The following is a 23424-nucleotide window of genomic DNA, read 5'->3' as shown; positions in this document are numbered from 1 at the left end:
ACCAAGTGCGATTTCTTGAGAAGGCGCAAAAAAACGGAGGCGGCCATGAGGGCCGCCCCCGCTGTATATAACTCCGAGTAAACGAAAGTGCCGGCTACGGAGTGCTCTTCGCCGGCTTCGCTTCGTTGAACTTTAACGTCATCTCGACAACCCCTGCCGCGATGTTCAAGCCGTTCTGTCCTTCGATCGAGACCGGCTGCAATGCGATCGAGTTCTTCAAGCCTCCGACCAATACGTTGGCGCCCGCACCGACTCCGACCGCTGCGCTCGCGGTCGCTCCGCCGTAGTGACCCGCAAGTGCACCCTGGCCGAGGTTGGTGGTCGGGGCGAGAACTGCCCAAATAATCACGGCCGACTGAAGGTATCCGATATCAGCGCCTAACTTCGTGATCGAACCGGTGTAATACTCGGTGTATCCCGGCTGCAGGGCATACGCGCACTGTAGCTTGCGCGACGAGCCGAAAATCCATCCCCATCCGGACGCGACGTGGCAAGTCACGTATCCTGCCCGAACGGCTGCCCCCCCGCCGGATGCAGGCGCCGCTGCGGGCGCTGCGCCTTGGGCCCGTGCCGATGGCGCACCCGTGGCCAGTGCCACCGCCAACCCCAGTCCGATCACCATTGCTCGTACTTTCGAATTCATTTTTTCCTCCGTCTATGCTGAGGCTTTCCGTTCCGGCTGGCCGGACCCCGCGGAAAATTCCTCACGTTGATTTGCGCAGTCGAGGATGGAAACTCGCATATTTGCTGGCCCAAACGCAATACGGGCCGTCTGAGTTCGAGCACCTGTACTTATCTACTTGACTATGATCTCCTAATGCAGCACCATCCTGCGGTCTTTGCTGAAGCCAAAAACCCAGGAGAATCCATCGATGAGCCTCAAGACTGTTCTCGCAAGTTTCACCGCAGCTTCGCTGGTGGTCTGCACGCTCGGCCTGAGCGGTCCGGCCTCAGCGCAGAACCCGCCGGCCTCGCAGAAGCAGCTCGACATCGCGGCCACCCGCGCACAGCGCAAGGCAACGGTCGGCGCCAACATGAACCTGACCGCCGATGAAGCGGCCAAGTTCTGGCCGGTTTACGACGCCTACGAAGCGAAGATGGATCGCATCGAAGACCGCCACATCAAAGAGCTCAAAGAATTCGCGGCCAAGTACAATAATTTGACCGACGCCGATGCCAAGAAGAAGCTCGACGAGGTAATCGCCATCCAGCAGGCGCGGCTTGACGTGCAGAAAGAATTCATTGCGCAGTTCCGCGCCGTCGTCTCGCAAGTGAAGGTGACGCGGTTCTATCAAATCGACAACAAGATCCAGGCGTTGATCCAGTGCGACCTCGCGCAATTGGTGCCGCTGGCGCAATCGCCGGGCGAGGTTGCTCAATAATCGCTGCGATAGCCTTCTCGCGATTCCTCCCGGCTCTCGCACCGGCGCGGGCGCCGAAACGAAGCGAGTGACTGGAAGGCGGAAATGGACTCTTGCAGCCGCGATCGTTGGCGGCGCGATCGCTCTCGCGGCGGGATGCACGACGCAGGAGATCGATCAGACGATTCCCCCGTACGCGTCTATCTCGGACGAAGCGGGGGATCCGGCCAGCGCGCCAACACCCGCGCCGTCGGCAAGCTCGTCTAATGATTCCGGTGGGGTCATGAGCGCGATTGGAACTGTAATTATATTTCCGTTTCACCTTATTGGTGAGGCGTTCGGATCGAACTCGAACTAGATATTTGGATCGCCCGCGCATTAGCTCGTGAAGCCGCGAGGATTCATCAGTCTCGAGACCCCGCGCCTGTAGCCGGAAGCCATGCGATTGCCAGGCTGGCCAGAGCAATCGCCGGCCGGATTAGAATCGCTCGCGCGCTGAGCTGCCTGATTAGTCTGCTGTAATTTTTTATCGCACTCTGTTTTCGCGTTGAACTTTGCATTTGCAGACGGATCGTTGTTGGTGCGAGTTTAGAGCAGGAATAAAAATGGGAATCCCACCTTAATGGTGCAGCCCGCCAAGTGTCCGAATCGCGGATTTAAATCTGAGCAGATCGAACCGGCCTCGGCGTGGCTTTTACAAGTAGCGTGCGCGTAGGAATAAACATGACCGATGACGGTGCCCATTGTGACGATGAAGAGCGACGATAAGCAGCGAGAGACCCTCGCGATCCTGGTCGGCGGCGGTCCCGCCCCCGGAATCAACAGCGTGATCGCCGCGGCTGCCATTGAGGCTATCAAGTGCGGACTGCGCGTCGTGGGGATACGCGACGGCTATCGATGGCTGGTGGAAGGCGACACCGGGCACGTCGTCGAACTCAAAATCGAGGAGGTCAGCAGGATCCACTTCACCGGTGGTTCGATCCTGCGCACCTCGCGCACCAATCCGGCGCGCGACGAAGCGAGCCTGGGGCGCGTGGTCGATGCGCTGACAGCGCTTGGCGTTCGCTACTTGATCTGTATCGGTGGTGATGACACCACCTACGGTGCGGCGCGAATCGCCGAGCGCACCAGAGGCAGGATCGGCATCGTGACCGTGCCGAAAACGATCGACAACGATCTGCCGCTGCCCGAGAATGCGGCGACGTTCGGCTACGAAACCGCTCGTGCCATCGGCGCCGGGATCATCGAATCGCTGATGGAAGACGCGCGCACCACCAGCAGGTGGTACCTGACGATCTCGATGGGCCGGAAATCGGGGTCGCTCGCGCTCGGTATGTGCAAGTCAGCCGGCGCTACGCTGGCGGTGATTCCCGAGGAATTTCGCGGCAAGAAGTTTGACCTCGCGCTGGTCGTCGACACTATCGTGGGCGCGATAATCAAGCGTCGCGCCAGCGGCCACGACCACGGCGTCGCGGTCATCGCCGAAGGGATCGCAGAGCGCATGGACGTAGGCACTCTGGCTGCGGCGGCGGGCTCGCACCCCGACGCTTACGGCCATGTGCACATCGCGGATATCCCGCTGGGCATTGTCTTGCGCGATCAGGTGGGGGCGGCGCTCAAGCAACTCGGCATCGATGCTACCGTGGTCGCCAAGGACATCGGCTACGAGTTGCGCTGCGCGAAGCCGTTGCCATTCGACGTCGCATATACGCGAACGCTGGGCTACGGCGCGGTGCGCCACCTGCTAAGCGGCGGCTCCAATGTGCTGATCGCTATTGCGGGCGGCCGCGTGACGCCAGTCAATTTCGAGCAACTGCTCGACCCGAGCACGGGCCGGATTCGGGTGCGGACAGTGGATGTCTCCACCGAGTCATACCAGGTGGCGCGTTCTTACATGATCCGGCTCGAGCCGGAGGACTTTGACGAGCCGGCGCTGTCGAGGCTCGCTGGACACACCAAGCTCTCAGCCGCGGCTTTCAAGGCGCGATTCCTGCCTTCGGTCCGCGCCACGGCTGAGGGGAGCTGAGACCTTTCGAATTTCGGTTAATCAAGATGCGGCGCGCACCGCAAGTTCACAAGAGCTGCGATGAAATTGACCAAACTGGTGTGCGCGGTTGCGGGATGCTCGCTGTTTGCCATCGCGATCGCGCTGAACGGCCGCGCGATTGCCGCCGGCGCGGACCACGGCCCGGCCGAGCCTGCGCCGCTCACGCACTTCGTGCCGGACTCGCTGAGTTTCTGGTCGGAGCACGATCACTGGACCACTCCGTACGGTCCCGCATTCGCCACAATCATCGAGAAGATCTCGAATAACATGCCGTGCAGCGGCGGGCCGTTCGCGCTGTGCGCTTATTCCGGCGCCGCGCCGATGGGCTGCAAGGCGGACAAGGCGGGTGAGTTCGCGGACTGCAAGTGCTTTGAAATTCCCAGCGGCAGCTACTTTGTCAACATTAATGCGATCCTGAACCACGACGTCTATGTCAAAACGGTGAAAGTGTGCGGCAAGGACGGGAGCCGTTGCACCGGACATCCGAACAAGGCCCCAGCCTGCAAGTACGTCAACGATCACAGCCTGGTTCCGGGGGCCGACCTGATCTCGGCGTTCAGCTTCGAATGCGCGGGCAAAATCCCGTTCGGACACTCGCGATGCGATTCGAGTCCGTACGCGGGATGTATGACGGCGCCATGCCGCCGCACGGCGACGCCGGGAATAGTAGATTGTTCATGTCCGATGTTCAGCGGCCCGCATGAACTCGGCACCGATCATGGCGACTGTAATGCGGGCGACGGGCTCGTCTGGTCGTCGGCCTACTATCCCCAATGGCCGGGGAGTTTCGCGCCTATAGGAAGCTCCGCGCCGGCGGCGTCATCGGATGCGAACGTGTGCAAGATGCCGTGAGGAAACTCTACGGCGCCGGGTAAATCTTGCGCGCAGCCGTAGCGTTGGCGTCGTGGCGCCGCGCAGGCGCGCAGCGCAGGATCGTCCAGGTGGCGCCGCCTGAACTCCAATTCTGGTTTGAGTCCGCGAGCACCTAACGAAGACCGCTGATAGCTGTCCAGGCCGGGCAGCAGGGTTCCTTCGTTTTCGTCGCGCAGTACATGGATACGACCGGCCCTGCGGCCTATCCGGGGCATTGGACAACCTAGCTGACACAAATTGCAATTCATGCTAACTCCAGCAATTATAATTCTTGGATATGTTTAGAGTTGGGAGCTGAACAAAACATCGGGGACCTAGGGGACCCAAAGGAGCACTTACTTGGAGATTGATAGAATCGTTGCAGACTTGAAGAAGGAAAGGGATCGGCTCATCCATGCGATCACGGCCTTGGTAGGAGCGGGATCGGCGGCTGCCGGCCGAAGAGGCCGGATCGCGGTTCCCAAGCCGGGCGCCAAGAAAGGAAAGAGACGCGGCGGTATCACCAAAGAGGGCAGAAAGCGGCTGTCGGAGCTTATGAAGAAGCGGTGGGCGGAGCGCAGAAGGAAGGGACTGACAAAACTTAGCAAATAGCGGTACGGCTGGATCGCCACCCGTATCGAGTGTGCGGTTGATTCGCGACCGTCGCGTCCGCACAATCTTCAGATGGCGAATTCAGTACAGCGCGCGTTCGATCTTGCGGCGGAGGACTACGACCGCACGCGGCGCCGGCTGGTGCCGGGATTCGACGACTTCTATCGCGCGGCGATCGATTTGATTCGGTTTCCGCACGATAGTCGGCTCAAGGTTCTCGATCTCGGCGCCGGCACGGGCTTGCTGGCGGCGTTCATCGCGTACAGTTTTCCGCAGGCGCGAATCACGATGGTGGACATCTCGAGCGAGATGCTCGAGCGGGCGCGTGCGCGCTTCGAATTGGGCGGCGAGCGCTTCCGCTTCGAGGTTTCCGACTACGGCGTTGACCCGATCCAGGAAAAATACGACGCCGTGGTTTCGGCGCTGTCGATTCATCACCTGAGCGACGAGCAAAAGCGCTTATTGTTCAGTCGAATCCACGGCGCACTCAACGACGGCGGTGTATTCGTCAACGCCGAGCAGTTTCGCGGCGCGACCCCGGAGCGGCACCGGTTTCATCACGAGCGATGGATCACGCGGGTGCGCGAATTGGGGATGGACGATCGCGACCTGGCGGCGGCGCTGGACCGAATGAAGTTCGATCGCGCGGCGACGCTCGAGGATCAGCTCAAATGGCTGCGCGAGGCGGGGTTCCGCGATATCGATTGCGCGTACAAGAATCTGATCTTCGCCGTTTACTGCGGCATCAAGTAGCGAAGCACGGCCTCCGTGAGCGTTCGGCGGAAGATTCCACGGCGCACGATGCTGTTTCCGCGTTGCGATGGTACAAAAGGATTCGCGATTTCGTGTAGTTGTAGTCAGGAGGAAATTTAATGGCGCGCAAGCTATCAATCGGAGTCAATTGGCAGGGCAAGCTCGACTTCAAGGCGGCGATCGAACGGGCAAAAATCGCGGACGCCGCGGGAATCCATTCAATCTGGGTGGCCGAAGCGTGGGGCCGCGACGCCTTCACGCTGCTCACGCTGCTCGCGGAGCACACCAGCAAGGTGCAGCTTGCGACCTCGATCGTGAATATCTACTCGCGCACGCCGGCCGCGCTCGCGCAGCATTTCGGCACGCTCGACGAGCTGAGCAACGGCCGCATGATCATCGGGTTGGGCACCAGCGGTCCGCAGGTGATCGAACATTTCCACGGTATTCCGTTCAATCCGCCGCTGACGCGGATGAAGGAGTACGTGGAAATTATCAACATGATAATGGCGCAGACGCCGCTGAACTACGAAGGCAAGCTGTTCAAGCTGCAGCGCGGCTTCACGATGCGCTTCGAGACTCCGCGCAAGCATATTCCAATCTGGATCGCCTCGCTCAACAAAAAGAGCGTCGAGTTCACCGCGAAGAAAGCCGACGGATGGCTGCCGGTGATGATCCCGATTAACTCGCTCAAGAAAGCGATCGCGGATTTCCGCGCGATTGCGACGGCCGCCGGCCGCGAGCCGCGCGCGGTCGCCGTCAAAGCGCCCGGACACGTGACGGTGACGGCGAACGTCGATCGCGCGGTTGCGGGACATGCCGCCAACGTCGCGTTCTACGCCGCGCGCATGGGCACCTTCTATTCCGAGCAGCTCATGCGCTTTGGCTTCGGCGACGAGGTGCAGAAGGTCAAACAGGCGTGGGACGGGGGCGGCTCGAAGGCGGGCACCGCGGCGCTATCGCCCAAGCTACTGGGCGAGTTGGGTTATATCGGCGGAGTCGAAGGCGCGATCGAGCGGCTCAAGGCGCAGGACGAAGCCGGCGTCGATCTGCATCCGGTGGAGATCGACGCGGGCGGCGAGCCGGGCGAGTTCGAGAAGACCGTTGCACGGTTGCTCGGATGATCGTGCCGACGGAATTTGCCGATTCGCCGGCAAAGTCGCCATATCGAGGCTGGATGCCGCGTCGCAATCGAGCGGCGGTCCGATCGTGCACCGGACGCGGCGTTTCGTAATTTGTGAGAATTGAACGCGTGAGAGGGTCCCGGTGGGCCCTCTTCGTTTTTGGATGGGCAATTCAATGAGAATCAGAATCCGGCTGATCGCATTCGCACTGCTGCTCGCCGCGGCCGCGTTGCCTGCCTCGGCGCGTGCGGGCGACGCGGCGAAAGCGGACGGAATCAAGGTTGAAGTGACAGGCTTTCGAAACGACAAGGGACAACTGGAATGCTCGCTGTGGCCGGGTCCTGAAGGATTTCCGCGCGACGACTCTCATATACTACGTCGCATCTGGGCAAAGATTCAGGGCAATCGCGGCGAGTGCGTCTTCGGCGGAGTCCGGGCCGGCGATTATGCCGTCACGCTTTTTCACGACGAGAACGGCAACGGCAAATTCGATTCGAATTTCGTCGGCTACCCGCTCGAGGGCTATGGATTCTCAAACAACGCCAAGGCCCGGTTCAAAGCGCCGTCATTCGACGAGACAAAATTTCACTATGACGGCAGGGGCACGAAGCAGATATCGGTCCAAATGATTTACAGATGATGAAAGCGGTAATCGTTGAAAAACCCGGCGATGAAAATGCGCTCAAAATCGGTGAAGTTGCCGAGCCGGCGATCAAGCCCGACGAAATACTGATTCGCGTCCGAGCCGCCGGGGTGAATCGCGCGGACATTCTTCAGCGCCAGGGATTCTATCCGCCGCCGCCGGGCGCGTCGGAAGTCATCGGCCTGGAATGTGCCGGCGAGGTCGCCGCCGCCGGCGCCGCCGCCATCGGATGGAAAACCGGCGATCGCGCGATGGCATTGCTGCCGGGCGGCGGTTACGCGCAGAAAGCTGCGGTGCATTACGGATCCGCGATGAAGATTCCCGCGGCGCTGAGTTTCGAGGAAGCTGCCGGAATCCCCGAGGTCTTTCTGACCGCGTTCCTGAACTTTTTCATGCTCGCCGGGATCGAGCGCGGCGAGACCGCGTTGATTCACGGTGGCGGCAGCGGCGTCGGCACCGCATCGATTCTATTGCTCAAGGAAGCGGGCGTGCGCGTGATCGTAACCGCGGGCGCGGATGAGAAATGCGAGCAATGCCGAAAGCTTGGCACCGACGTCGCGATCAACTACAAGCGCGGGCCTTTCGCGCCGAGCGTGAAGGCCGCGACCGACGGGCGCGGGGTGGATGTGATTTTAGACAGCATCGGCGGCGCCTACCTGCCCGGAAATATCGAGTCGCTGGCCAACGGCGGGCGGCTGATCCTGATTGGCTTGATGAACGGGACGCGCGCCGAGCTCGATCTGGCCGCGGTTCTGCGCCGTCATCTGAAAATCTTCGGCTCGACGCTGCGCACACGCCCAGCCGCCGAGAAAGCGCGGATCGTCGCGGCGTTCCTCGAGCGATTTGGCGCGGCTCTCGAAGCCGGCCGGCTGCGTCCGCCAATTTACAAGGTGATCCCGGCCGCGGACGCGCCGACGGCGCATCGCATGATGCAAGCGAGCGAGCACTTCGGGAAAATCATTCTCAAGTTCGACTGATCCCGGCGCTCGCAATTCAATGCGGCCGGTTTCCTGACCTGCTTGAGCGCCGCGGGAAGTGGCGCAATTCGCGCAACTGATGGGTGTTCGCGCGCGCCTTCTGGTAGGATTCGGAGCGAGATAGCGTGAACCGCAAACCGATCAAACCCAACGCGCTCAAACCGGGCGATACAGTTGCGGTCGTCGCGCCCGCCGCGGCGGTCGAACGGGAGCATCTCGAGCGCGGCGTCAACGTGCTCGCCTCGATGGGCTTTCGGGTCAAAGTTTCGCAGCGGGTGCTGGCGCGTTCGGGGATATTGGCCGGCGACGATCGCGAGCGGGCGAGCGAGCTTCAAGAATACTTTGCCGACCCCGAGGTCAAGGCGATCTTTTCCGCGCGCGGCGGTTACGGATGCGGGCGGCTACTGCCGCTGCTCGACTTCAAAGCGATGGCCCGCACGCCCAAAATCTTCGTCGGCTTCTCGGACGCAAGCTTTATCCTCAATGCGCTGGTCGATTTCGCCGGGATGGTATCGTTTCACGGGCCGATGGTCGCGATGGATTTTGCGCGAGGCCTGAGCCCGCGCGCGTTCGGGCACATGCAAGATCTGCTCGGCGGCAAACTCGGCGGCTTCGAGCTGGAGGCGCGCGAGACGATGCATCCTGGGCGCGCGCATGGCGAGGTGATCGGCGGCTGCCTGTCGGTGCTGGTCGCGACGATAGGCACACCGTATGAGCCGCGCTTCGCCGGCCGAATCCTGTTCCTCGAAGACACGGGTGAGAAAGCCTATCGAATCGACCGGATGCTCGTGCAGTTGCGCCAAACCGGCGCGCTCGGCCGAGTGGCGGGAATTGTTTTCGGCGCGATTCGCGCGATCGACGGAAACGAGCAGGAGACGCGGCTGATCGCGCGCTTCGCCGGCGAGCAGACCGCAGGGCTGGGATGCCCGGTGCTGTACGGCGTCGAGGCCGGGCATGGCACCGAGAATTTTACGATTCCGTTCGGCGTGGTGGCGCGAATCGATTCCGCCGCGCGCCGAATCATCTTTACCGAGCCGGCCGTTACGCGGTAACGGGTCAAGTTTTCCGGAGGATTAAGCGTTGGGATGGAGTGATGTGGAGCGGGCGTTCAACGACGCGGTCGAGGAGCGGGTGATTCCCGGCGCGACGGTCGTCGTGCGGCGCGGCGCGGAGGTCGCGTTCGAGGGCGCATTCGGATTCAGATCGATCGAGCCGAGCCGCTCGCCGGCCAAAATAGAAACCGTCTATGATCTGTCGTCACTCACCAAGGCGCTGGCGACGACGGTCGCGGCGATGATCCTGGCGCGCGACGGCAAGTTTCGCCTCGATGATCGAGTGACGCGCTTCTTTCCGAACTTTGGCGTGCACGGCAAGATCACCGTCACGTTTCGCCATCTGCTGGCGCATTGCTCGGGCCTGGCGGCGTGGCGGCCGTTCTACCAGCGGATCGCGGAGATTGAAAAAAGCGGGCGGGTCAACTTCATGGCGAGTCACGGCGCCAAGGAGTTCGCTTACGAGGAGATTCATCGCGAGAAACCCGAGGCCGCGCCCGCGACCAAAACTATCTACTCGGATCTCGGGTTCATCGTGCTGGGTGAGACGATCGAAAAGGTCGCCAGCGTCGCGCTCAACCGATTCTGCCGCGAGAAAATCTTCCGCCCGCTGGGCCTGCGCGCGACCGACTATATAGACATCTCACTGGTCCGCTCGCGGCGGCTGGAACCGGTCGCCGACATGTTTGCGCCCACCGAAATCTGTCCTTCGCGCAAGCGGCTGCTGGTCGGCGAAGTTGACGACGAGAACGCGTTCGCGATGGGTGGAGTGGCGGGTCACGCCGGACTGTTCGCGCCGGTGCGCGAGGTCGATCGCCTCGCGCGCGAGCTGATCGCCTGTTACGCCGGACGTTCGGATTTCGTGCCGCAAAAAATAATCCGCGAGTTCTGGACGCGCGACCCGACCGTGCCCGGCTCGACCTGGGCGCTTGGATGGGACACGCCGTCGGCGGAGCATTCCAGCTCGGGGCATCGATTCTCGCCGGCGGCAGTGGGCCATCTTGGCTTCACCGGCACTTCGATATGGATCGAGCCGGAAAGCGAAGTTGCGATCTCGATGCTGACCAACCGCGTTCATCCGCGGCGCGACAATCAAAAGATTCGCGAGTTCCGTCCGAAAATTCACGATTTGATCATGGACGCGCTTGGCGGTGGCTGATTCCGGCAGCACCGCGCGCCTCGCGCGCATCCCGGCGTCCCCCCGGCGCGTGCATCTGATCGGAGTCGGCGGCACCGCGATGGCCGCACTGGCCGGGATGCTGGTGGAACGCGGCTTGTCGGTCACCGGCTCCGACCATCAGCTCTACGAGCCGACGGCGTCGCTGCTCAGGAACTCGCGGGTCGGATTGATGACGGGATTTTCGCCCGCGAACCTGTCGCCCGCGCCCGACCTGGTGGTGGTGGGCAATGCGATCGTGCCGGGCAATCCCGAAGCCGTGGCGCTGCTCGATTCCGCGATCCCGTATCTCTCGATGCCTGAAGCGCTGTGGCATTTTTTCCTGAAGGGCCGGCGCGTGCTGATGGTCGCGGGAACGCATGGCAAGACCACCTCGACTGCAATGATGGCGCACGTGCTCGACGCGGCGGGGCGCGATCCCTCGATGCTGGTGGGAGGAGTGGCGAGCGATTTCGGATCGAACTACCGGCTTGGCCGGGGCGCCGATTTCGTCATCGAGGGCGACGAGTACGACACGGCGTTTTTCGACAAAGGACCGAAGTTTCTGCATTACCGGGCGATCGGTGCGATTATTACCGCGGTCGAATTCGATCACGCCGACATCTATCGCGATCTCGAGCATGTGAAATCGAGTTTCCGCGCGCTCGTCGATCAGATGGATTCGTCGCGCGTGCTCGCGGTATGCGCCGACTTTCCGCACGCGCTCGAAGTCAGCGCGGCGGCGCGCTCGCGGCGGCTCACGTACGGGCTGCGCGGGGGCGAATACCGCGCGGCGGACATTACGGTGGGCGCAGACGGCGCGAGGTTTTCGGTAACGCGCGACGGCGACCGAATCCAGGATTCAATCCATCTTCCGATCGGCGGCCGAATGAATGTCGCCAACGCGCTGGGCGTTTACGTGCTGCTGAGCGCGTTTGGACTGTCCGGCGACGAGATTGCCGGCGGGTTGCGCACGTTCAAGGGCGTGGTGCGCCGCCAGCAGGTGATCGGAGAGGCGGCGGGAGTGACGGTGGTCGATGACTTTGCGCATCACCCGACCGCGATCGGCGTCACGCTCGAGGCGATTGCCGAGCGGTTCCCTGGCCGGCGGATACTTGCGGCGTTCGAGCCGCGCTCGAATACGGCGCGGCGCAACGTTTTCCAAAATGCGTTCGCGGCCGCATTCGATCGCGCCTCGCGCGTCTATCTGGGCCCGGTCTATTTCAAGGAAAACGATCCGATCGCACCGGGCGAGCGGCTGGAAACCGGCGCGCTGGCAAGTGCGATCAGTGCGCGTGGGCCTCATGCGATTGCATGCGCGTCGAACGATCAGATCCTCGAGCGGATGCTCTCCGACGCGCGCGCGGGCGACGTGGCGATCTTCATGTCGAACGGGCCGTTCGATGGCTTGAAGGAACGGTTTCTAACGGCGTTGCAGGCGCGGTAGCGGGGGAAGGCCCTCCAGAACCCTCACCTACCTCGCTGCGCTCGGCCTCCTCTCCCGTGAAATAACGGGCGAGGTAATCTCAGAAGGGGAACAATCCCTAATAGCCGAGTTTGGGATCGACCAGGTTCAGCAGCGGGCGGTTTGCGGCGAACTTTTTCAGATTCTCCGCGAACAGTTCGCATGCCTTGTCCATGTAGCCGCGATTGGCGCCGGAAATGTGCGGCGTCAGGATGACATTTTCCAGGTCCCAAAGCGGGCTTTTGGCTTCGAGCGGTTCATGCTCGAACACGTCGAGGCCCGCGCCGCCAATCTTTCCCGCGGTCAACGCCGCGGCCATCGCGCGCTCGTCGATCACTTCGCCGCGCCCGATATTTACCAGGTACGCGCCGGGCTTCATCGCGGCGAATTCCCGCTCGCCGATGAACTTGCGCGTGTGGTCGGTGAGCGGCAGCGTGACCGACACGTAATCGCTGTCGCGGAGGATCGCTTCGCGCTCGCCGGGACCGAAGAAGCGTGCGGGAAGCTTGCCTTCGGGATCGCCGAGCCCCGCCGGACACCATCCGGGATCGGCGCGCTCGGCCGGGTTGCGCTTGAGCGCAAGCACGTTCATCCCAAATGCGGCCGCGAGCCGCGCCGTTTCCCTGCCGATCGATCCGTAGCCGATGATGCCAAGGGTCCGCCCACGGATTTCGTCCACGCTCGCCATGAAAGCGCCCGAGCGCATCCACTCGCGGCGAATCTGCGCCCGAATCGCGAGATGAATCCGATGCGCATACGAGAGCATCGAGGCGATCGTGTATTCCCCGATCGGCGTCGCATGAATTCCGCTCGCGGTCGTGACTGGAATCGCGATCCCCTTGAGTGGTCCGCCGAGCGCGTGGTCTGCGCCAGCGCTGAGCAGTTGAACCCACCTGAGGCCGCGCGCCCGATTCATGATGTCCAGCGGCATCCGAAAGGTGAGCAGCACGTCGCATCCGCCACTGACGAACTCGCTGACTTCCTCGGCGGTTCGGCATTGGCGATCGGCCAACTCGGCTCCGGGCACTGCGCTGGTAATTGCGGCGCGATGCGCGGGTTGCAGCGCAACCGTGGATATTATTTTCATGAACGCCAGAAAAACTTTCGCATGGGTTCGCGCGCCCTTCAAGCAGAAATCGTGCAGGTTGAGCAGATCGCGCGGCGGGCTTATATTTGCAGAGTTCCTGCGTCGCTGGATCGATCGCCGAACGTGATGAAATGAAGCTGCAGAAGATGCTCACGCTGGGCGTGGCGACAGCCGTGCTGTTCGCGCTGTCTCATTTTGCAATCGCGCAGGCGCAGAACGCGCAAACGGGCTCCCAGGGCGGCGGGAATTCCGCCAATCCCGGGATTGCGGGGCAGGGCGGCAGCGACGCGACGCTCGAGATAGCTCCGCAGCCCGGCTTGGCGGCGCCGAAACCCGGCGTTCAGGAAATTCCCGGCGGCCGGAATTTTAATCCGGGCGAGAACAGCACGTCGATCGAACCCAACTTCCGCCCGAAAACAGAGAACGGCAACGGCGATAGCAACCGGCCGCATCCTCCACCCTACCTCGGCATCACCGTGCAATACACGACGCAGTGCTACCTCGGAAAGGAGGAGCATGGGCTCGAAGTGCTGACCATCGATCCCAACAGTCCGGCCGCCCAAGCGGGCCTGCAGGCGCGCTCTGGAATGAGCGCGATCGGCGCGGCGGTTTCCACGCTGACGGGAATACTGCCCGGCGGATCAATTCTGGCTAATAAGGCGCTGGGGAGTTCGGGAGCGATGGGCCATGGGGGAGATCTGATTGTCGCGGTTGACGATCGGCGCGTGCGCGACCAGAGCGATCTGGAAAGCGCGATGGCGCGGCTCAAGCCGGGAGACACGATGTACCTGACGGTGATCAGGCCGGACGGCAACTCGCACAAGACAATCAAAATCGCGGTGAAAGTCGGCGCGGTGGGCGAGCCAATCGCGAATGGGGCGCCGACGGGCGGCAACCGGCACTAGCCTCGCGATTTCATTTCGCGGTGGCTCCTTCGGTACGGCCGGCGCGTTCGGGCGCGATTTTCTGCTATCATTCTGGTGACGCCAGCGGCATGTGCGCTCCTCGCGCGCATCGCCGCAGGGCGAATTTTTGCGTATTCGGACCGGAAAAACTTGCAACGCAGCCTCAAAGAAGCGGCCGGCGAACTCGAAGCGCGGCTCACGGCAAATACCGAACGCCGATTCCCGGTGATGGGATTGCGCGGCGCGGCTGGCGCGCTGATGATTCGCGAGATGGGAATCCGGCTGCGGCGTCCAATCGTCGCGGTCGCGTCAACGCCGTCGGAAGCCGAGGCGCTGGCGGGAGAGGTTGCGTTTTTTCTCGGTGAGGAGCCCGACGCCGGCGCCGCCACGCGCCGGGTGCATCTGCTCCGCTCGTGGGAAGTGAAACCGATGGCGCAATTGTCGCCACCGACCGACGCGCAGGCGTCGCAACTGGCGGCGCTGTTCGCGATGCTTCGGCATGAGTCGCCGCTGGTCGTTACGTCGGCCGAAGCGCTGATGACGCGCACGATTCCGCGCACGGTGTTCAACGAATCGATCGTTAAAGTGGCCATTGGCGACCGGCTGGATCTCGAGGCGCTGGTCGAAGCGCTCGTGGCGTGCGGCTATCAGCGCGTGCCGCAGAGCGAAGAGGCGGGAGACTTCAGTGTGCGCGGCGGGATCGTCGATGCGTTCTCGCCATTGTACCGCGACCCGATTCGCATCGAGCTCGAAGACGACCTGATCACCTCGATTCGCCACTTCGACGCGCACAGCCAGCGCTCGGGCGGCGAACTGCTCGAGGCGACGATAACGCGCACTCGCTACGTGCCGCCGTCTGCGCTGAAGGCGCCGAAGCTGCGCGAGCAGGTCGCGTTGCGGGCCGCGGAAATCGGCATGGTGCGCAAGGAGGCCGCGGAACTGGCCGAGGCGCTCGAGAACGGGCTGTTGTTTCCAGGCGCGGAACTGCTGATGCCGTATGCGTACGGACGCGCGCTCGACAGCGTGTTCGATTACATGCCGGCGGGCGCGTTGCTGTGGCTGGTCGATCCGGGGCGCATTCTCGCCGAGGCAAATCGCTTCGCCGATACCGTATCCGTCGAGACGGCAGCGGCGGCGCGCAAGCCCGCGTTTCATCCCGCGCCGGATTCGCTGTTCGTCGGCGCAGACGCGTTTGAACGCGCGCTGGGAAACTTCACCGCCGTCGAGGTCGGCTCGCTGGTTACGATGATCGCGCCGCGCGAGGGATGGGCGGTGCCGGTTGAGGTCAAATCGCAGGCCAGTTTGCGACTGGGATCGAACCAACTCAGTGGAGTGCGGACGCCGCCGAGCTTCGAGCCGCTGGCGACGGAACTGCGCGAAGTCCAGCGCGGGCAGGGACGTTCGCTGATGATCGTTGACGGGCCGCATCAGGTGGCGCGCCTGCGCCGTCATCTGGAGGCGTGGGACCTCGAGGTCAACGTCGAATGCAAAAGTTTGTCGGCGCTGCTGGAATGGGCGGACTACCGCCCCGCGATCATCGAAGGCGAGATTTCCGCCGGCGTCGTTTTGCAGGCCGACGGTCTCTACATCTACAGCGAAGAGGAAATTTTCGGCGAGCCGCGGGCGCATCGGCGCAGGCGTCCGAGCGCCAAGGGTGCGCTGCTCAATCTTGAACAGCTCAAGCCCGACGATTTCGTCGTGCATATCGATCACGGCATCGCCAAGTACCGCGGCCTGCGCCACATGAAGGTCGCCGACGTCGAGGGCGACTTTCTGAATCTCGAATACTCGGGCAACGACACGATGTACGTGCCGGTCGAGCGGATAAATCTCGTTCAACGTTACATTGGCGGCGACGACGCGGAACCCAAGCTCGACAAGCTGGGCAGCGGCTCGTGGGAGAAGGTAAAGCGGCGCACCAGGCAGGCGGTGCTCGCGATGGCGGCCGAGTTGCTCGACGTGTACGCGGCGCGGGAAGTGATGGAGGGGCACCCGTATCCGCCACCGGGCGCGGACTACGAGGAGTTCGCGTCGCGCTTCGAGTTCGAGGAGACGCCGGACCAGCAGTCGGCGATCGACGACGTCATCCGCGACTTGACGCGTGCCAAGCCGATGGATCGGCTGATCTGCGGCGACGCCGGCTTCGGCAAAACTGAAGTCGCGCTGCGCGCCGCGTTCATCGCCGTGATGGATGGCCGGCAGGTCGCCGTGCTGGTGCCAACGACGATCCTCGCCGAGCAGCACTGGAACACGTTTCGCGAGCGCTTCAAGGATTATCCGGTTCGCGTTGAGATGGTCTCGCGGTTTCGCAGCCACAAGGAAAATCGGGCCGTGATCGAGGAGGCCGGCCGCGGCAAGGTCGACATCATCGTCGGGACCCATCGGCTGCTTTCGAGCGACGTTCAGTTCCCGCGCCTGGGCTTGCTGGTGATCGACGAGGAGCACCGATTCGGCGTGGTGGACAAGGAGCGAATCAAGAAGCTCAAGAAGTTGGTGCCGGTGTTGACGATGACCGCGACGCCGATTCCGCGCACGCTGCACATGGCGATGCTCGGCATCCGCGACCTCTCCGTGATTCAGACGCCGCCGCCGGACCGCCAGGCGATTCGCACCTTCGTCGCGCATTTCGACGACGCCACCATCCGCGATTCAATCCTGCGCGAGTTGAACCGTGGCGGCCAGGTTTTCTTCGTTCACAATCGCGTCGAGAATATCGACTACATGGCCAGTCATCTGCGCGCGCTGGTGCCCGAGGCCAAGACCGCAATCGCGCATGGCCAGATGAAGGAGCGGCAGCTCGAGGACGTGATGCGCGACTTTATCGAAAAGCGGGTCAATGTGTTGGTCTGCAGCGCTATCATCGAATCGGGCCTGGATATTCCCAACGCGAACACGATGATCATCAATCGCGCCGATCATTTCGGTCTCGCGCAGTTATATCAGTTGCGCGGCCGCGTCGGCCGTTCGCGCCAAAAAGCGTACGCATACCTGCTGATTCCCGGCGAACACATCATCACGCGCGACGCCAAGCGGCGAATCGATGCGCTTCGTGAACTGGTCGAGTCCGAAAGCGGCGGCGGTTTCAAGCTCGCGATGGCCGACCTCGAGCATCGCGGCGCCGGCAACCTGCTCGGCCACGAGCAGCACGGACAGATCGCGGCGGTTGGGTTTGAGCTTTATACCGAGATGATGGAAGAGGCGATTGCCGAACTGCGCGGCCAGCCCAGTCGCCCCGACTTCGAGCCCGAGCTTCGAATCGCAGTGCCCGCGTACATTCCCGAGGCTTACGTCTCCGACGAGAACGAGCGGTTGGCGCTCTATCGGCGGCTCGCGCGTGCGCAGCGCGAGGAGGATCTCGGCGAGATTCGCGACGAGCTGCGCGATCGGTTCGGTCCGGTGCCGACGCTGATCGAAAATTTGATCGCGGCGATGAATGTTCGGCGCCAGATGAAACAGTTGATGATCCTGAGCGCGATTCTCAAGGGCTCGCAGCTCGAAATCAGATTTCATCCCGATGCGCCCGTGGAAACCGCGCGGCTGGTGAAGCTCGCGGACCAGAATCGGCGTACGCTGCGGCTGACGCCGTCGTACCAGGTGATCGCGCGAATCGAACCCGGAGAATACGAGCAACTGTTCGCGCAACTCGACGGCGTCTTGCAGGCCCTGGCGGGCTGTGAAAAGTTGGAAAACTGGACGGCCGCGAAAGTCGGGCCGGCCGTCAATTAGATTGATGCAGAACGGAAGATTGTCCCCGCGTGCCGGCGCGCGATGCGCCGTGGCGACGGCGTTGGCGGCGTCGCTGGGAATTGTCCTGGCGGGCGGGTTTTCGGGTTGCTCGATGGATCTCCTCAAACCCGGCGCTTTCGATGCTTTCAAACAGGCGGCCGCTTCTTCCACAGCGACGGCGCCATCGGCGTCACCAGGGGGCGCCAACCCGTTACATCCCAATCCTCCTGGGGCCTCTTTCGCAGGGCAGGCGAAGCCGGCTCCGAATCCGGCCGGCGAGGCGCAGACGGACGAACCGCCGCCTCCACCAGCGCCGGTTGCCTCGGATGAGCCGCCGGAACCGAGCACGCCGGCGTTGGATAAGGTCGTCGCCAGCGTTGATGGCGATCCGATCACGATGCGGGAGGTCAAAGATTTTGCGGCGCAGCACGGCCAGCCGATCCAGACCGACGATTTCGCTTCTTCGGACGCCGCCAAGGCCGCGGTGAAGGCGTTGATCGGGGAGAAATTGCTCGAACAGGAAGTGAAAAAGTACGATGACAAGGTCGACGACGCGCAAATCGACAAGTACATCCAGCAGTTGCGCCAGGACAAGCACCTGAGCGATGCGGAGTTCCGCGCGCAACTCCAGGCGAGCGGGATGAGCTACGACGAATTGCGCAAGCGAGCGCGCCTCGATATCGAGAAAGCAATGATGATCGAGCAGGAAGTCCGCGCGAAAATCGACGTGTCCGACGCCGAGATCAAGGCCTATTACGATGCCCACAAGGAAGACTTCACGATTACCAAGGAGCGTTTCAAGCTCGCGCAGATTCTGATCGCGCTGCCGCCCAACCCGACCGCCGCGCAAGTGTCCGCCGCGCAAAAGAAAGCCGACATGATTCGTGCGCGCGCCGCCAAGGGCGACGACTTCAGCGCGCTCGCGCGCGTGTATTCGGACGACGAGTCGAAGTCCAACGGCGGCGAACTGGGATGGTTCGCGCCGTCCGACGTCATGGACCAGATTCTGGCCGCGGTAAAGCCGCTCAAGCCCGGTGAAATTTCGGCGCCGGTTCGCACCAGCCACGGCATTCATATCGTCAAGCTCGAAGAACACGAAGTGCCGGGCGTGCAGCCGCTCAACGAGGTCAAGGCGCCGATTCGCGCTCAGCTGATCGATCAGCAATCCGGCGCGCAGCTCGAGAAGTGGGTTGACTCCGATCTTGTCAAGCAGCATTACGTCGAGACCATGTACTAGATGATGACGGCGCTCAGACGAAAGACGCCGCCGCTGTTGGCGATCAGCATGGGCGATCCGGCGGGCGTCGGGCCCGAGGTGATCCTCAAGGCGGCAGCGGCGCTCGCGCGCCGCCGTGGTGCGCCGTCGATTGCGGTAGTCGGCGATTTGTCCGCGATGCGCGCGGCCGCTGCCCGCCTGAGCGGCGCGCCGGCTCCGTACCAATGGCATCCTGGTCAGCCGCCGATTCGTCTGACCAAAGGACTCGGCGTACTTTCCATCTCGAGTTTGCCGGCGCGCGCAATTCGCCCGGGGCATCCCACGGTTGAGGGCGGCGGCGCCGCATATGACTATATCGTCACAGGCGCGCGGATGGCGATGAGCGGCGAGGCTGACGCGCTGGTGACCGCGCCGATCAGCAAGGATTGGATGAACCGCGCGGGCCATCATTTTCCCGGGCATTCGGAACTGCTTGCGCATCTGGGGCGAACCCGGCTGTGGCGCATGATGTTCGTGGCCGGCGAGCTGACGGTGGTGCTGGTGACCGCGCATATGGGATTTGCAAAAGTGGCGTCCGCACTGACGCAGCGCAATGTCCTGGACACGATTCGTCTGCTCTGCGCGCACTTGCGCGGCGCGCTTGGCGTTGCACGGCCGCGAATCGCGGTGCTCGGATTGAATCCTCACGCGGGTGAAGGCGGGATGTTCGGTGATGAGGAAATCCGCGTGATCGCGCCGGCGATTCGACGCGCGCAGCGTGACGGCATCGACGCGTACGGTCCGCTCGCACCCGACACCGCGTTCATCCGCACGGCGGGGTCGTTTAATTTCGACGCTGCGGTTGCGATGTATCACGACCAGGGCTTGATTGCGGTCAAGGCGCTGGAGTTTGATCGTGCGGTGAACGTCACGCTCGGGTTGCCATTCGTCCGCACCTCGCCCGACCACGGAACGGCGTTTGACATAGCAGGGAAGGGAATTGCAAACCCGTCGAGCATGATTGCCGCGATCGAATACGCGTGGCGGGCCGCGGCGGGACGTGAAAAGACCGGGCGGCGGGCGTCGGCGTAAGCAACGATGGCCGATCGAATCGTCATCAAGGGCGCGCGCGAGCACAATCTCAAGAACATCGATCTCGAGATTCCGCGCGATCGACTGGTCGTGATCACCGGACTCTCCGGCTCGGGAAAATCGTCGCTCGCCTTCGACACGATTTACGCCGAGGGTCAGCGACGCTACGTCGAATCGCTGTCGGCCTACGCGCGCCAGTTCCTCGAACAGATGGAAAAGCCCGACGTCGATTCGATCGAAGGATTGTCGCCCGCAATCTCGATCGAGCAGAAGACCACCTCGCGCAATCCGCGCTCGACGGTGGCCACTATCACCGAAATCTACGACTACCTGCGCCTGCTCTTCGCGCGGGTGGGACACGCGTTCTGCTACAACTGCGGCCGCGAAATCACTCAGCAGAGCGTGCAGCAGATCGTTGACCGAATCATGGGATGGCCCGACGGAGCGAGGATTCACGTGCTCGCGCCGATTGTCCGCGATCGCAAGGGCGAGTATCGCAAGGAATTGTCTGAGATGAAGCGCGCGGGCTTCGTGCGCGTGAAGATCGACGGCATGCTCTACGAACTCGGCGAGGAGCCGGCGCTGAACAAGAACCAGCGCCACACCATCGAAGTGATGGTCGATCGGCTCGCGATCCGCAAGGGAATCGAGAAGCGCTTGTCGGACTCGCTTGAAGTTGCCTTCAAGTACGGGCAGGACCTGCTCAAGGTGGAGCGCCTGGACGGGCCCAACAACGAGAGCGAGATCTATTTCAGCCAGCGCTTCGCGTGCGTCGATTGCGGAATCTCGTATCCGGAAATCGCGCCCCGGATGTTCTCGTTCAACAGCCCCCACGGCGCCTGCGTGGAATGCTCGGGGATCGGATCGATCATGTATTTCGATCCCGAACTGGTCGTGCAAAACGAGGACTTGAGCATCTCCGATGGCGCGATCGCTCCGTGGGCGACGATGAACTATCTGCAGCCGGTGCTCGACGCGCTCGCCAGGCACTACAAGTTCAGCCTCGATCAGCCGTGGAAGGAAATCCCGGCCAAGGTGCGCAAGGCGATCATGCACGGCTCGGGAACCGAGGAGGTCGAGTTCGCCTACCAGCGCGGGCATCATCGCGCCGAGTACTCGAAAACGTTCGAGGGCGTCCTGCAGTGGCTGGATCGGCGCTACAAGGAAACCGAGTCCGAAGGCGTGCGCGAGTTCCTCGAGGCGTACATGAACATGCGGCCGTGTCCGACCTGCAACGGCGCGCGGCTCAAGAAGGAAAGCCTGTACGTGCGCTTCAACGGCAAGTCGATTTCCGAAGTGACCGCCATGTCGATCAAGCAGGCGCTCACGTTTTTCGCCGCGCCGAAGCTGAGTGCGCAGGAAGCTGAAATCGGGAAACTCATTTTGAAGGAAATCCGCGAGCGGCTGAATTTTCTCGCCGGCGTCGGACTCGAGTACCTGACCCTCGATCGCCCGTCGGGAAGTCTCTCCGGCGGCGAGGGCCAGCGCATCCGTCTCGCCACTCAAATCGGATCGAGCCTCGTCGGCGTGCTTTACATCCTCGACGAGCCGTCGATCGGACTTCATCAGCGTGACAATCGGCGCCTGCTGGCGACGCTCAAGCGGCTCAAGGAACTCGGCAACACCGTGCTGGTGGTCGAGCACGATCGCGAGACGATGCTCGAAGCCGATCATCTGATCGACATGGGACCGGGCGCCGGAATTCACGGCGGTTACGTCGTCGCGCAGGGCACTCCCGAGGAGGTGATGCGCGATGAAAACTCGCTCACCGGTAAGTATCTTTCGGGACAAGTCGAGATTCCCGTGCCGTCGCGGCGGCGCAAGCTCTCGAACCGATGGCTGACCGTTAAGGGCGCGCACGAGAACAATCTGCGCGATCTCACGGTCGCGATTCCGCTCGGCGTCTTCACCTGCATCACCGGCGTTTCGGGTTCCGGCAAATCGACGCTCTTGCTCGACACCATCTATCGCGCGCTCTCGCAGAAGCTGAATCACAGCCGCGAACGTGCCGGCGCGTACAAGACGCTCGACGGCGTCGAGCATCTCGACAAGGTCATTCACGTCGATCAAAGCCCGATCGGACGCACGCCGCGCTCGAACCCCGCGACCTACACCGGCCTGTTCACCCATATCCGCGAGCTGTTTGCGCAATTGCCCGAGGCGCGCATGCGCGGTTACGGGCCGGGGCGATTTTCGTTCAACATCAAGGGCGGACGCTGCGAAGCGTGCGAAGGCGACGGCATCATTCGAATCGAGATGCACTTTCTGCCCGACGTTTACGTCACCTGCGAGGTCTGCGCCGGCAAGCGCTACAATCGCGACACGCTGGAAATTCAATACAAAGGCAAGAATATCGCCGAGGTTCTCAACATGACCGTGCTCGACGCGGTCGAATTCCTCGGCTCAGTTCCGCCGATTCGCCAGAAGCTCGAAACGCTGCGCGACGTTGGCCTCGATTACATCCATCTCGGCCAGTCCGCGACGACCCTGTCGGGGGGCGAGGCGCAGCGCATCAAGCTTGCCAAGGAACTCGCGCGGCGCGCGACCGGCCGCACATTTTATATCCTCGATGAGCCAACGACCGGGCTGCATTTCGACGACATCAAAAAGTTGCTCGGTGTGCTCGGCCGCCTCGCCGATGCGGGCAACACCATCGTCGTGATCGAGCACAACCTCGACGTTATCAAGACCGCCGACTACCTGATCGATCTCGGGCCCGAGGGCGGCGATCGCGGCGGCAATGTAGTCGCAAAGGGCACGCCCGAGGAAGTCGCCGGCGTGAAGGCGTCATACACCGCCGGCTTTCTGCGCCAGGCGCTCAACCATCGCGCCGCCGCATAGTCCGCGCATTCACGATTCCGTCCCGGCCGCACCGTCGTAGATGATCCGTCCGTCCGTGACGCGCGCAAACGGCGCGAGCACGTGCAGCGACAATTTCCCGGCCGGCATGATGTGCTCGACCGTCCAGTCGCGAATCACAAGATTGTCCGAGATGATTCGCCGATGGCATCTCCACCATAATCCTTCGGAACACATGTACGCGGTTCGCGCGGCCGCGGCGGCCTGCGTCAGTTCGCGCATGCCATCTTCGAAATCCGCGCTCTCCGTATAGTCCGCGTACGATCGGAACGCGGGATGCTCCCACGCGGTATGCGGCGAGTCGCCGCGCTTCGAATGACGCCGGCCGCCGAGCCGTTTGATCCATCGATACTCGATTCCCGCGCGCTCGAGCGACGTGGAAAGTTCCGCCTGGTTGAACTGCGGCCAGCGTTTTGAGCTCGGGAACGATCGCACGTCGGCGACGATCGCGATGCGATGCTCGCCGAGCAATTCAAGCAAACGCTCGATCGGATGCGTCGAGTGTCCGATCGTGAAGATCA

General features: G+C 62.6%; 18 protein-coding genes. 15 read left to right on the top strand and 3 right to left on the bottom strand.

Annotated elements, in window-relative coordinates:
• Positions 1 to 94 precede the first annotated feature (94 nt).
• Entirely contained in the window at positions 95 to 643 is a 549-nt protein-coding gene (locus VIO10_RS09640; RefSeq protein ID WP_331962966.1) for a DUF992 domain-containing protein, read from the bottom strand.
• 229 nt (positions 644 to 872) lie between these two features.
• Here VIO10_RS09640 and VIO10_RS09635 point away from each other — a divergent pair, with 229 nt between their 5' ends.
• The 10 genes from VIO10_RS09635 (at position 873) to VIO10_RS09590 (ending at position 12021) form a co-directional block, all read left to right on the top strand.
• On the top strand, positions 873 to 1382 hold the full coding sequence (locus VIO10_RS09635; protein WP_331962963.1) for a hypothetical protein: 510 nt from the start codon (positions 873 to 875) through the stop codon (positions 1380 to 1382).
• A gap of 709 nt (positions 1383 to 2091) precedes the next feature.
• On the top strand, positions 2092 to 3387 hold the full coding sequence (gene pfp / locus VIO10_RS09630; protein WP_331962960.1) for a diphosphate--fructose-6-phosphate 1-phosphotransferase: 1296 nt from the start codon (positions 2092 to 2094) through the stop codon (positions 3385 to 3387).
• 60 nt (positions 3388 to 3447) lie between these two features.
• Positions 3448 to 4260, top strand: a complete 813-nt coding sequence (locus VIO10_RS09625; protein WP_331962957.1) for a hypothetical protein — start codon at positions 3448 to 3450, stop codon at positions 4258 to 4260.
• A gap of 684 nt (positions 4261 to 4944) precedes the next feature.
• Positions 4945 to 5625 carry a class I SAM-dependent methyltransferase gene (locus VIO10_RS09620; RefSeq protein ID WP_331962954.1) on the top strand — a complete coding sequence of 227 codons (681 nt, stop codon included), beginning with the start codon at positions 4945 to 4947 and terminating at the stop codon, positions 5623 to 5625.
• Positions 5626 to 5744: 119 nt separating this feature from the next.
• Positions 5745 to 6746, top strand: a complete 1002-nt coding sequence (locus VIO10_RS09615; RefSeq protein ID WP_331962951.1) for an LLM class flavin-dependent oxidoreductase — start codon at positions 5745 to 5747, stop codon at positions 6744 to 6746.
• Positions 6747 to 6921: 175 nt separating this feature from the next.
• Positions 6922 to 7386 carry a DUF2141 domain-containing protein gene (locus VIO10_RS09610; RefSeq protein ID WP_331962948.1) on the top strand — a complete coding sequence of 155 codons (465 nt, stop codon included), beginning with the start codon at positions 6922 to 6924 and terminating at the stop codon, positions 7384 to 7386.
• The gene (locus VIO10_RS09605) at positions 7383 to 8366 is read left to right on the top strand and encodes an NAD(P)H-quinone oxidoreductase (protein WP_331962945.1); all 984 of its coding nucleotides are present in this window, start codon (positions 7383 to 7385) and stop codon (positions 8364 to 8366) included. Before VIO10_RS09610 ends, VIO10_RS09605 begins: the two co-directional genes overlap by 4 nt.
• Positions 8367 to 8491: 125 nt before the next feature.
• Positions 8492 to 9418 (top strand): LD-carboxypeptidase, encoded by a 927-nt coding sequence (locus tag VIO10_RS09600; RefSeq protein WP_331962942.1) that lies wholly within the window; start codon positions 8492 to 8494, stop codon positions 9416 to 9418.
• 28 nt (positions 9419 to 9446) lie between these two features.
• Complete coding sequence (locus VIO10_RS09595; protein ID WP_331962939.1) at positions 9447 to 10577, top strand: serine hydrolase domain-containing protein; 1131 nt, start codon at positions 9447 to 9449, stop codon at positions 10575 to 10577.
• Complete coding sequence (locus tag VIO10_RS09590; protein WP_331962936.1) at positions 10570 to 12021, top strand: UDP-N-acetylmuramate--L-alanine ligase; 1452 nt, start codon at positions 10570 to 10572, stop codon at positions 12019 to 12021. Before VIO10_RS09595 ends, VIO10_RS09590 begins: the two co-directional genes overlap by 8 nt.
• A gap of 97 nt (positions 12022 to 12118) precedes the next feature.
• On the opposite strand, the gene VIO10_RS09585 is transcribed toward VIO10_RS09590, so the two are convergent.
• On the bottom strand, positions 12119 to 13126 hold the full coding sequence (locus VIO10_RS09585; protein ID WP_331962933.1) for a D-2-hydroxyacid dehydrogenase: 1008 nt from the start codon (positions 13124 to 13126) through the stop codon (positions 12119 to 12121).
• 131 nt (positions 13127 to 13257) lie between these two features.
• Between VIO10_RS09585 and VIO10_RS09580 the strand changes: the two genes are divergently transcribed.
• The 5 genes from VIO10_RS09580 to uvrA all read left to right on the top strand — a co-directional run bounded on the left by VIO10_RS09580 (position 13258) and on the right by uvrA (position 22885).
• Positions 13258 to 14031, top strand: a complete 774-nt coding sequence (locus VIO10_RS09580) for a PDZ domain-containing protein (protein ID WP_331962931.1) — start codon at positions 13258 to 13260, stop codon at positions 14029 to 14031.
• Between the two features lie 150 nt (positions 14032 to 14181).
• The gene (gene mfd / locus VIO10_RS09575) at positions 14182 to 17757 is read left to right on the top strand and encodes a transcription-repair coupling factor (protein ID WP_331962928.1); all 3576 of its coding nucleotides are present in this window, start codon (positions 14182 to 14184) and stop codon (positions 17755 to 17757) included.
• A gap of 49 nt (positions 17758 to 17806) precedes the next feature.
• Positions 17807 to 18994 carry a peptidylprolyl isomerase gene (locus VIO10_RS09570; RefSeq protein WP_331962925.1) on the top strand — a complete coding sequence of 396 codons (1188 nt, stop codon included), beginning with the start codon at positions 17807 to 17809 and terminating at the stop codon, positions 18992 to 18994.
• The gene (gene pdxA / locus VIO10_RS09565) at positions 18995 to 20044 is read left to right on the top strand and encodes a 4-hydroxythreonine-4-phosphate dehydrogenase PdxA (RefSeq protein ID WP_331962922.1); all 1050 of its coding nucleotides are present in this window, start codon (positions 18995 to 18997) and stop codon (positions 20042 to 20044) included.
• A 6-nt stretch (positions 20045 to 20050) separates the two neighbouring features.
• On the top strand, positions 20051 to 22885 hold the full coding sequence (gene uvrA, locus VIO10_RS09560; RefSeq protein ID WP_331962919.1) for an excinuclease ABC subunit UvrA: 2835 nt from the start codon (positions 20051 to 20053) through the stop codon (positions 22883 to 22885).
• A gap of 9 nt (positions 22886 to 22894) precedes the next feature.
• On the opposite strand, the gene VIO10_RS09555 is transcribed toward uvrA, so the two are convergent.
• Complete coding sequence (locus tag VIO10_RS09555) at positions 22895 to 23383, bottom strand: DUF488 domain-containing protein (RefSeq protein ID WP_331962916.1); 489 nt, start codon at positions 23381 to 23383, stop codon at positions 22895 to 22897.
• Positions 23384 to 23424: the final 41 nt, after the last annotated feature.

Source organism: Candidatus Binatus sp., assembly GCF_036567905.1.
Taxonomy (GTDB): domain Bacteria; phylum Desulfobacterota; class Binatia; order Binatales; family Binataceae; genus Binatus.
This window is presented reverse-complemented; position numbering and strand designations above follow the sequence as displayed.